Annotated in this window: 8 protein-coding genes; 5 read left to right on the top strand and 3 right to left on the bottom strand. The window is 64.8% G+C overall.

Annotated features, from left to right (window positions below):
* Both AC1DMG_RS15950 and AC1DMG_RS15945 read right to left on the bottom strand, forming a co-directional pair.
* Positions 1–929, bottom strand: a 929-nt coding sequence (locus tag AC1DMG_RS15950) for an alpha/beta fold hydrolase (RefSeq protein WP_477180752.1), incomplete at its 3' end; no start/stop codon positions are given.
* The gene (locus tag AC1DMG_RS15945; protein WP_441604254.1) at positions 926–1,657 is read right to left on the bottom strand and encodes a TetR/AcrR family transcriptional regulator; all 732 of its coding nucleotides are present in this window, start codon (positions 1,655–1,657) and stop codon (positions 926–928) included. The genes AC1DMG_RS15945 and AC1DMG_RS15950, both read right to left, overlap by 4 nt.
* 68 nt (positions 1,658–1,725) lie before the next feature.
* On the opposite strand from AC1DMG_RS15945, the gene AC1DMG_RS15940 reads away from it, so the two are divergent.
* The 5 genes from AC1DMG_RS15940 (at position 1,726) to AC1DMG_RS15920 (ending at position 7,569) form a co-directional block, all read left to right on the top strand.
* Positions 1,726–2,052 (top strand): YXWGXW repeat-containing protein, encoded by a 327-nt coding sequence (locus AC1DMG_RS15940; protein ID WP_441611094.1) that lies wholly within the window; start codon positions 1,726–1,728, stop codon positions 2,050–2,052.
* 207 nt (positions 2,053–2,259) lie between these two features.
* Positions 2,260–2,625, top strand: a complete 366-nt coding sequence (locus AC1DMG_RS15935) for a YXWGXW repeat-containing protein (protein ID WP_441604256.1) — start codon at positions 2,260–2,262, stop codon at positions 2,623–2,625.
* 255 nt (positions 2,626–2,880) lie between these two features.
* On the top strand, positions 2,881–3,984 hold the full coding sequence (locus AC1DMG_RS15930; RefSeq protein ID WP_441604257.1) for a Glu/Leu/Phe/Val dehydrogenase dimerization domain-containing protein: 1,104 nt from the start codon (positions 2,881–2,883) through the stop codon (positions 3,982–3,984).
* A gap of 178 nt (positions 3,985–4,162) precedes the next feature.
* The gene (gene yccS / locus AC1DMG_RS15925) at positions 4,163–6,325 is read left to right on the top strand and encodes a YccS family putative transporter (RefSeq protein WP_441604258.1); all 2,163 of its coding nucleotides are present in this window, start codon (positions 4,163–4,165) and stop codon (positions 6,323–6,325) included.
* 86 nt (positions 6,326–6,411) lie between these two features.
* Positions 6,412–7,569 (top strand): isovaleryl-CoA dehydrogenase, encoded by a 1,158-nt coding sequence (locus AC1DMG_RS15920; protein WP_477180751.1) that lies wholly within the window; start codon positions 6,412–6,414, stop codon positions 7,567–7,569.
* A gap of 751 nt (positions 7,570–8,320) precedes the next feature.
* On the opposite strand, the gene AC1DMG_RS15915 is transcribed toward AC1DMG_RS15920, so the two are convergent.
* A partial coding sequence (locus tag AC1DMG_RS15915; protein ID WP_477180750.1) for an autotransporter domain-containing protein occupies positions 8,321–10,709 on the bottom strand: 2,389 nt, incomplete at its 5' end.

Below are 10,709 nucleotides of genomic sequence, written 5' to 3'. Positions count from 1 at the left end.
ACTCCAAACGGCAGGTTTGGCGAAGACACCACGCGCTCCCCGACGCTCTCGCCTCGCAGAAATGCCAGCGACGCCTCGATCACCTCGGGCGCATCGAGCACTTTGTGATGCCCCAGCCCCTGCGTGGTGAACAGACGGGCGCCGCGCCAATGGCGTGCATAGCGCTCGCCTTCTGCCCATGGCACGTCGTGGTCGTCCAGGTCATGCACGATCAGGCCGGGCTGACCGAGCGACGGCAGATGGCGATGCACCTGCAGATCGTGAATATTGATGCCGGTCATGGCCTCCAGCCCGTCATGCAGGCGGCCGCTCAGATGTTGGCCCAGGCGCACGAATTGGGTGAAGCGCTGCGTGGCCGCCACCGGATCGGCGGCGGGCGCGATCAGGATCAGCTTCTTTGCATGCCAAGCCTCACCCTGGGCCATCGTCGCAGCCGCACCGCCCAGCGAATGGGCGATGGTGAGCGCCGCGTTGCCAAAGTGACGGCCCACTTCGCGCACGGTCTCGATGAAATCGGGCAAGGTGCAATGGCGGCCATCGCTCAGGCCATGCCCTGGCTGATCGAACGCCACCAGCGCATAGCCCATCTCGCGCAAGGGTTCGATCCAGGGCAGATAGCGCAGGCCAAAGCTTGACCAGCCATGCACCAGCAACACATAGGGCTGGCGCGACGGATCACCCCATACATAGGTGGCGATGCGCTTGCCATGCACGTCCAGCTCGCCGCGCTGCATGTCCTGATCCGGCCTGGCCGCCTGCGCGCGTGCTCGGCTGCTGGCGAAGGGCGTCACGAAGATGCGCACCGCGCCTTTGACCGCGCGCTTCGGCGCGATGCGACTGCCCAGTGCAAAACCGGCGCGCACGACGCCCAGTTTGAAGGCGCCGGGCCCGCGGCGGTGAGGCTTGGCCGAAGTGGTTTGGCGGTTCATGGCGTGACACTCCGCGCAGCGCGAGGGCTGTAGCTGTTGATGAGGCGCTCGAAGCCCGCCAGCGTGTGCCGGCGCGCTTCATCGAAACCGAACAGGGCCGCGTCGTGATGCAGGCCCAGCATGAGTGCGTAGATCTCAAAGGCCAGCTGAGGAGCGTCGGTGTCGTCGCTCAGCTCGCCGTTTGCCACGGCATGTTCGATGGCGCGGCACATCTCCTGCCGCCAGCCCGATTGCTGCTTGATCACCACATCGCGCAAGGCGCCCTCGCGGCCGTCATATTCACTCGCCGCGGTGAGCAGCACGCAGCCGCTCTGGTATTCCTGCGCCCACGCCACCCAGTTGGTGACAATGGCGCGCACGCGGGCAAGGCCGCGCGGCAGTTTCAGCGCAGGCCATTTCACGTTCTGCAGAAACCGCAGCTGCCCGGTTTCCAGGACGGCCAGCTGGAGCTCCTCGCGCGACCCAAAGTGCGCAAACAAACCGCTCTTGGACATGCCCACGTCTGCCGCCAGCGATCCGATGGACAGCCCTTCCAGGCCGTCGCGGCGCGCCATGTCGTAGGCGTGATCGAGGATGAGTTCGCGCGTGGCGGCGCGTTTGCCGAGGGTCGTAGCGTTCATGGACAATAAAATAGCACGATCGTTCGTTCTTTTCGCGTCAAAAATCTGAATGGATCGCAGCGATTTGCCCGCGCGAACCTGAACGAGCCCGGCGGCGACGGTCAACAAGGCAAGGAAATACGCCGTTCCCCGTCGTGAGGCCGCGGGGTGCGGCCGTCAACCAAGGAGACTTCATCATGCTGAGCATTACCCGCAAACTCGCCCTGCTCGCCGCTCTTGGCGTCGCCAGCGCGGGCGCCATGAGCTATGCCCCGACCGCCACGGCTGGCGTGGATGTCTCCGTCGGCATTGGTGTCGCACCGCCGCCGCCGCGTTACGAGGTCGTGCCGCCGCCGCGCGCGGGTTATGTGTGGGCGCCGGGTTACTGGCGCTGGGATGGCGGTCGCCACGTCTGGATGGGCGGCGCCTGGGTCCGCGCCCGCCCTGGTTACGTCTATCACCAGCCGCACTGGGAACACGCCCGCGATGGTTGGCGCATGCATAACGGTTACTGGGGCCGCTGATTTTCAGCTTCGTGCGGGCGGCGCAATGCCGCCCGCTTCCCAACCAGAGTGCTCGTCCAAAGTGAGCGCGCCGCCCGCACCCGGGCGATCGCAAGTATTTGCCACGAAAGAGAAAAACCTGCGACGGCGTGAAAGCTGATGCACAGCCTTGCGCGTCATGGTTCCGCGCCGCAGCTCCCTTCATTCAAACAGAGAGGCCATTCATCCATGTCGATGTCTACGACGATTCGTTTCGCCGCACTCGCCACCGTCATCATGCTGGCCAGCGGCTGCGTGGTTGAACAACCCGCGCCGCGCCGCCGCCCCGTCATTGTCGAACAACCCGCGCCGGCCCCTGGCTACGTCGAAGTGATTGCCCCGCAGGCGCCGCCGGCCGTAGTGATCGAAGAAGAACCCGCCCCGCGGCCTGGCTATATCTGGGCCCGCGGATACTGGCACTGGAACGGTCGCAAGTACGTCGCCATGCACGGGCATTGGGAGCCGGCGCGTCCGGGCTATCACTATGTGCACCCGCACTATGTGCAGCGCGGCGACGGCTGGCACCTCAGCGTAGGCGTGTGGGCACAGGGCTAAGCGGCAACCGCCGTGGCGACGCCGTTTCGCAGGCGTCTGCGCTTGGTTCGCAAGCCCGTACGGCCGCGCTTTGATGCGCCGCGGCACCAGTGTTCCCCCGCCGCGTATTAGAATTGGGAACTCGATTCATCGCCCCAGCCCTGCTGGGGCGTTTGAGTTTCAGGCGTTTTCAGCCTTGGCGGGTCCGCGCTGCACCGTACCCGCCGCCATTCCGGCGTGCCGTCCCCGGGCACACAACTTGGAGTTTCCGTTCCAATGATTTTCGAAACCATCGCCAAAACGGGTCACGAAGAAGTCGTCTTCTGCCATAACAAGGACGCTGGCCTGAAGGCCATCATCGCGATCCACAACACGGTGCTGGGCCCTGCGCTCGGCGGTCTGCGCATGTGGCCGTACAAGACCGAGCAGGACGCGGTGAATGACGTGCTGCGCCTGTCGCGCGGCATGACCTACAAGAACGCCGTGGCCGGCCTGAACCTGGGCGGTGGCAAGGCGGTGATCATCGGCGATCCGAGCAAGGACAAGTCCGAGGCGCTGTTCCGCGCGTTCGGCCTGTTCGTCAACTCGCTCAATGGTCGCTACATCACCGCCGAAGACGTCGGCATCGACGTCAACGACATGGAATACGTGTTCCGTGAAACCGAATACGTGACCGGCGTGCACCAGGTGCACGGCGGCTCGGGCGACCCGTCGCCGTTCACCGCGTTCGGCACGCTGCAGGGCCTGATGGCCGCGCTGCAGGTCAAGCACGGCAACGAAGACGTGGGCAAGTACAGCTACGCCGTGCAGGGCTGCGGCCACGTGGGCAGCGAGTTCATCAAGCTGCTGCGCGAACAGGGCGCCAAGGTGTTCGTCACCGACATCAACAAGGATGCCGTGCAGCGCTGCGTGGATGAGCTGGGCTGCGAAGCCGTGGGCCTGGACGAGATCTACGACGTCGACGCCGATGTTTACTCGCCGTGCGCCCTGGGCGGCACGCTCAACGACCAGACCATCGACCGCATCAAGGCCAAGATCATCTGCGGCGCGGCCAACAACCAGCTGGCCACCGACGCCATCGGCGACGAGCTGCAGCGTCGCGGCGTGCTTTACGCGCCCGACTATGCCGTCAACGCCGGCGGCGTGATGAACGTGTCGCTGGAAATCGACGGCTACAACCGCGAGCGTGCGATGCGCATGATGCGCACCATCTACTACAACCTGGGCCGCATCTTCGAAATCTCCAAGACCGAAGGCGTGCCGACCTACAAGGCGGCCGACCGTCTGGCCGAAGAGCGCATCGAAGCGATCGGCAAGATCAAGCTGCCGACCATGGGCCACCACGGTCCGCGCTTCGCTGGTCGCATGCGCGGTCAGTAAGTACTCGCGGCAGGTTTGAAGAAAACGCCGGCCTCGTGCCGGCGTTTTTTGTTGGCCCGCGACCACCTCCTGTGGGAGCGCACCCTGTGCGCGACTGCATGTCCGACAGGTTGTCGCACGCCCCGTCGCGCACAGGGTGCGCTCCCACAGGAAAGAGGCGGCATCGTATGCTGGCGTCATGCTCTCCTCCCTCGCCTACCGCTGGCGCCGCGTGCGCGGTTCCGACCGCTACGCCGAATGCCTGCGCGTCTTCCTCGCCTTAAGCGGCGCGGTGGCCTGGTGCTTTGGCACCGGACACATCGAAGCGGTGGTGTCGGTCCTGCTGGGCATCATCGCCTGTGCACTGGCCGAGACCGAGGACCACTGGCGCAGCCGCCTCACCACCTTGCTGCTGACGCTGGCCTGCTTCGCGTTCTCGGCGATGGCCGTGCAATGGTTGTTTCCCTACCCCGCGCTGTTTGCCATCGGCTTGCCGCTGTCCACCTTCGCCCTGGTGATGCTGGGCGCCGCGAGCGAGCGCTACGCCACGGTGGCTGGCGCGACGCTCCTGCTGGCGGTGTACACCATGATTGGCGCCGACCAGGCGGTCAGTGGCCCCTGGTGGTATCAGCCCGCCCTGCTCCTGGCGGGCGCGTCCTGGTATGGCGTGCTGTCGTTGCTGTGGAGTGTGCTGGCGCCGCAGCAGGCGCTACGCCTGTCGCTGGCGCGGTTGTTCGATGCGCTGGCCGATTGCATGGAAGGCAAGGCGGCACTCTTTACACCCGTCCACGGCGTCGATCGCGAAGCGATGCAATGGGCGCTGGCGATGCAGAACGAACGGGTGGTGGAAGCGCTCAACGACACGCGACTGATGCTGGTCGATCGCATCGGTGCACGCCGCCCCCGCGGCGCCATGGCCGCGCGACTGCAGATGTACTTCCTCGCGCAGGACATCCACGAGCGCATCAGTTCCGCCCATTACCCCTACGATGCGTTGGCCGAGGCCCTATTTCATAGCGACGTCTTGTTCCGCTGCGAACACCTGCTGCGGCTGGAAGCACAAACCTGCCGTCAGCGAGCCGAGGCGCTGCGTTTTCACACCAAGCCCACCGCCACGAACCGTGCCGACAGTGTCGCCACGGTGAGCGATCTGCACAGCGCGCTCGACGCGTTGCGCGAGCAAGCCAAACCACCACCGGCACATCTGCTGCGCGCGGTGGATGCACTGGTGCGCAATCTCGCTTCGATCCAGCAACTGCTGGCCAGTCATGCGCCGCATGGACTCAGCGGCAGTCGTTCGGAACGACTGCTGCAACACCCGGGTCCGCAGTCGATCACCGATGCGTGGGAACGCATCCGCATCCAGTTGACGCCGCGGTCGTTTCGCTTTCGCCATGGCGTGCGCCTCGCGCTGGCGCTGCTGGTGGGTTATGCGGTGCTGCTTGCGATGCATCCGCGGCATGGCTATTGGATCCTGTTGACCACCCTGCTGGTGTGCCAGCCCAGCTATGGCGCCACCCAGTTGCGGCTCGTGCAGCGCGTGCTGGGTACCGTCGTCGGTCTCGTGCTCGGCTGGGCCACGTTGAAGCTGCTGCCGTTCGGCCCATGGCAGATGCCGCTGGTGGTGCTGTCGGGCGTGATCTTTTTCGCGGCACGACTGCGCCGCTACACCACCGCGACAGCCGCCATCACGCTGTTCGTGGTGCTGTGCTTCAACCAGGTGGGCAGCGGTTACGACGTGATGTGGCCGCGCCTGCTGGACACCTTGATCGGCACGGCCATCGCCGCGCTGGCCATGCGTCTGGTACTGCCCGACTGGCAGGGACGCCGCTTCGACGAGGTGCTGTCCGATACCGTGCGTGGCGATGCGCGCTATCTCGAACAGATCATCGCGCAGTACGCCAGCGGTCGTCGTGACGATCTGAACTATCGCATTGCCCGTCGCGACGCGCACAACGCCAACGCCACGCTTAGCGCCGTCCTCGCCAACATGCTGCGCGAACCAGGGCGCCACAGCCGCGGCACGGAAAGCCTGCTGCGATTTCTGTCGGCGGCGCATACCTTGYTGGGGCAGCTGTCTGCGCTCGGCGCCAATCGCCAAATCATTGCATCGCCGGCAGCGCGCGACGCCGTGGTTCGCGCCGGTGACGCTGCGGTCAAGGCGCTGGCGCAACTGGGTGATGCGCTGGCCAACGGTCTCACGGCGCAGGTCACCACCGACGATGCCGCATGGCTGGAGCCCTTCGCCGCCAGCGCTGACGACGATGCAGCCCGCCTCGCGCTGGGCCAGCTTGCGCAGGTACTGGTCCAGCGCGACCGGCTTGCCGAGCTGGCGAATACACTCAATACCTCCGATGCCTGACCCCCGAGGGCTTGTGCGTCGMGCAACGGCTTGTTAAGGCCGCCGCGGTACCATGGAGATCTTCCGCAATTCCGGAGTTTGAAGGCATGCGTCMGTTTCCACTGGGTGAAGAGATCGATCTGTTGCGTGACAGCGTGCACGCGTTCGCCGAGAAGGAGATCGCTCCCCGCGCTGACCACATCGATCGCGAGAACCTGTTTCCCGCCGACCTGTGGCGCAAGTTCGGCGACATGGGCCTGCTCGGCATCACCATTCCGGAAGAATACGGCGGCACCGGCATGGGCTTCCTCGCGCACATGGTGGCGATGGAGGAAATCTCGCGCGCCTCCGGCTCGGTCGGTCTTTCCTATGGCGCGCACTCCAATCTGTGCGTGCAGAACATTTTCCACAACGGCAACGAAGCACAGCGTCGCAAGTACATCCCCAAGCTTTGTTCGGGCGAGTACGTGGGCGCGCTGGCGATGAGCGAACCGGGCGCCGGTTCCGATGTCGTCGGCTCGATGAGCTGCAAGGCGGAGAAGAAGGGCGACGTGTGGGTCGCCAACGGCTCCAAGATGTGGATCACCAACGGCCCCGATGCCGACGTGCTGCTGGTCTACATGCGCACGGCGCCGCGTCCGGCGGGCAGCCGCTGCATGACGGCCTTCATCGTCGAAAAAGGCATGAAGGGCTTCAGCACCGCGCAAAAGCTCGACAAGCTCGGCATGCGCGGCTCCAACACCTGCGAGCTGGTGTTCGAGGATTGCGAGATTCCGGAAGAGAACATCGTCGGCGAAGTGAACGAAGGCGTGCGCGTGCTGATGAGCGGCCTGGACACCGAGCGCCTGGTGCTCTCCGGCGGCCCCATCGGACTGATGCAGGCGGCGCTCGACATCTCCCTGCCCTATGTGCGCGAGCGCAAGCAATTCAACGCACCCATCGGCACGTTCGGCGTGATGCAGGCAAAGATCGCCGACATGTACACCGCACTGCAGAGTTCGCGCGGTTTTGCGTACATGGTCGCCCAGCAGTTCGACCACAACGTAAAGTCCCGCATCGACCCCGCCGCGTGCCTGCTCAATGCATCGGAGAACGCGGTAAAGGTGGCGCTGGAAGCGATCCAGACCCTCGGCGGCAACGGCTACATCAACGAGTTCCCGGCAGGCCGCTTGTTGCGCGATGCAAAGCTCTATGAAATCGGCGCAGGCACCAACGAAATCCGCCGCATGCTGATCGGCCGCGAGTTGTTTCACGGCAAGGAGTGACAGCTGGGATTTGCGAAAAGGCAGTCCCACTTCCCGACGGGAAGTGGGTGAAGTGAAGTGCATGGAGTTACCGGGGCTGTTGTAGGAGCGCACCTTGTGCGCGACCAGCCTACGGAGCGATACACCCCAGCGCGGCGGTCGCGCACAAGTGCGCTCCTACAAGGGAGCACCCGCGCCGTGGCTCACGGTTTCAACCATGCGAGCCGCTTGCCTGTGGGAGCGCACCCTGTGCGCGACAAACCTACGGAGCGGTACACCRCAGCGTGGCTGTCGCGCACAGGGTGCGCTCCCACAGACAAGCAGGCGTGGCAGAGTGAATGAGCGATGCCTAAGGCCGATGCGCAGCGAGGCCTCGCTTTAAGTCCTCAGCGATTCGGGCGCGTTGCGCAGCGCTTGGAAGTATCCCCTGTGTACCCTCGGAGGTTGTCCCTCAACGACGCACCTCAAGCGTTCGGGCTTATCCCAACACGATGCTGCGGGCGTTATCAGGCCATTCTCTTTGGGTTACTTTTCTCTTGGGCCAGCAAGAGAAAAGTGACTCGGCTGCCGGCAGGCAGTCGAAACGCCCGCCGCGTAGGCGGCACGCCGGCGGTAACGCGTCAACCAGAAACCGAGACTCTGGATGACCAGCCATTCGGCTGCTGAACAGCGCCTCCCGCCTGCGCCGTGATGACGAGATCGAACCGTTCCCGCGAGCACCCGCCCCTCACCCCAACCCTCTCCCCGACGGGGAGAGGGAGAGAGAGCTACGTCAGAAATTCAGCCGATAATTGAGCATCCCCATCATCCCCTGGCTGTTCTGCCCAAAATACTGATCCATCCCAAACTGCAGGCTAGAACGCGCCGACATCGTCCAGTCGAGCGACAAGCCCACCTGCCCTTCATAGCGCGACAACCCCACGCCACCGACAGGCGCCCACTGGTCAACACCAGTGAAGCTCGCGTCGAACACGTCACCATGCATGGCAAAGGCCTGCTGCCATTGCGCGCGCGCCTGAAGGCCGAGGCTGCCGCCACCGGCGAGCGACCAGGTATGACCCGCACGCACGCCGAAGCCGGCCTGCCAACGCTCCACATCCTGCTCGCCGCTCTTCAGGCCGAAGCCGTAGCCGCCCAGTTCATTGAAGCCATCGCGCTGGATGTGCGCGTACTGCATGTTGGCGTAGGGCGTGATCTGGATGCCGCCGAACGAGGTACGCAGGCCGCTTTCGCCATAAGCCACGGTGTAGCGGCCGTTGGTATCGCTGGCCACGCCTGACACGTCGCTGCCGAGCTCAAGGTGACGGCGCATATTCTCCCGGTACGTGCCGTAACCGAGTCGACCCATGCTGTACCAGTTGTCCTGCATGACGCCGCCGTAGAGCATGCCTTCGACGGCATTGCTCTGGCCCTGGTCCGCGAATTCAGCGAGACGGCCCAGGCCCTGGCTCTGGCTCACGGCAAAACCCAGCACGCCGTTGCTGCCGAGCTTGCGGTCCTGGCCGGCCATCCATCCGCTGAGGTCGTAGCCCACGTCGCCGTAGCCGCTGCGGCTCATGCTGCCGTGGTAACCCAGCGTCTGCGCCCAGCCGCCGGTCGTGCGCGTATCGACCAGCCCGTCGAAATGATCCGACAGCGCACGCGTACCGGCATCGATCGCTTCGAAGGTCATCGCCGCACTGGCGGCGTGCAGCTGGCCCGAAAGGCTTTCCAGCGACTGCTGCAAGGCCGCGGTGGTCTGCGTCTGCTGCAGGCTGGCTGCGCCATGCATGAAGTCCGTGCCTACCGGCGTGCCGCCGATCGGTGGCGTGCCCTGCCCCAGCTGGGAGTTGATTGCGCCAAAGGCATTGTCGACGCGCTGTGCAGCACCATACGAAGCGGTGGTGTAGGTCATGCCATTGACGGCACTGGCCTGCACCTGGGTCACGTTGAGCCACGCGCTGTTGCTGTCGTAGTTGAGCGTGGCCGCGAGCAGCACGCCGGAGGCCACATCCAGCCCGGTGAACTGGCCCGTGAGTCCACCCTTGGCGGTGAGCACGTTGGTGTGCGAGTTGGCCACATAGCCTTGCATGGCGCCAATCACATAAAGATTGCCGCCAACGAGCACGGCCTGGCCATCGATATTGAGCGAACGCCCCAACTCCAGCGCGAGTCGACCGGTTTGGCCGTCCGTGGCAGTGAAGCCCTGGTAGTAGCTGCCGCTGATATGTACGTCACCGCCGGCCACCACCAGCGTGCCCAGGTTCTGGACGTCCGCACCGAAGCTGTGCGCGCCGCTCATGATCGCATCGACATGGTCGATGTAGAGGTTGCCGGCAATCGACGGTGCAACCAGCGCACCGTGCTCGATGAACGTGTCGCCGGTATAGCTCGGGTCCTGAGTCAGCGTCAGCGTGCCGGTGCCGTCTTTGGTCAGACCGCCGCTACCACTGATCGCATTGCCCCAGGTGGAGTTGATGTTGAGCGTGACGTCGAAGTTGCCCCAGTCGAACTTGGCCGGACCCAGGATGGCCTTGCCCACGTCGAGCTCGCCATAACCGAAGGTGGAGTCCACGCCTGGCGCACCCAGATCGTCCGCCGTGCCCAGCAGAGTCTGGCGCACCTGGTCGTTGGTGAAGTACGGGAACGCCTGCCACACCACCGCTGCCGCACCGGATACGGCAGGCGCAGACAGCGAAGTGCCTTCGACGATCCAGTAAGTCTGGTTGCTGGTGGTGTCGTCCTTGCCGCTGACAACCACGTTGCCCGGCGCGGCCAGGCAGTAGTTCATGGCCACGCCGCACTTGTTCGAATAACTCGCCAGCTGCGTGGGGTTGCTGCTGTCCAGGGCGACGACGGCCAGCCAGCCTTTCTGCAGATCCTCCGCGCCCGGCATGCTGGGCAGCGCGGCGATGGTGCTGGGATTGGGCAGTGAATCATTGCCTGCCGCAAACACCACCAGGCCGCCGCCGTTGACGAACGGCGCGTACGCATCGTGGAAGCCCTTGGTCGTGGCGGTGTCGCTCGCGTCCCAGGTAATGCCACCCCAGGAGTTGTTCATCACCTTCACGCCGGCATTGATCAAATCCTGATTGATGTAACCGAACGGCACGGCATCCTGCCCCGATACCGTGGACGGCGGCGTCGATCCGTCATCGTCGGGCGCCTTGTCGGAGATGATG

This window comes from Dyella sp. 01N36 (genome assembly GCF_056399745.1).
Note: the sequence above shows the minus strand (reverse complement) of the source record. Positions and strands in the feature narration are given on the sequence as shown.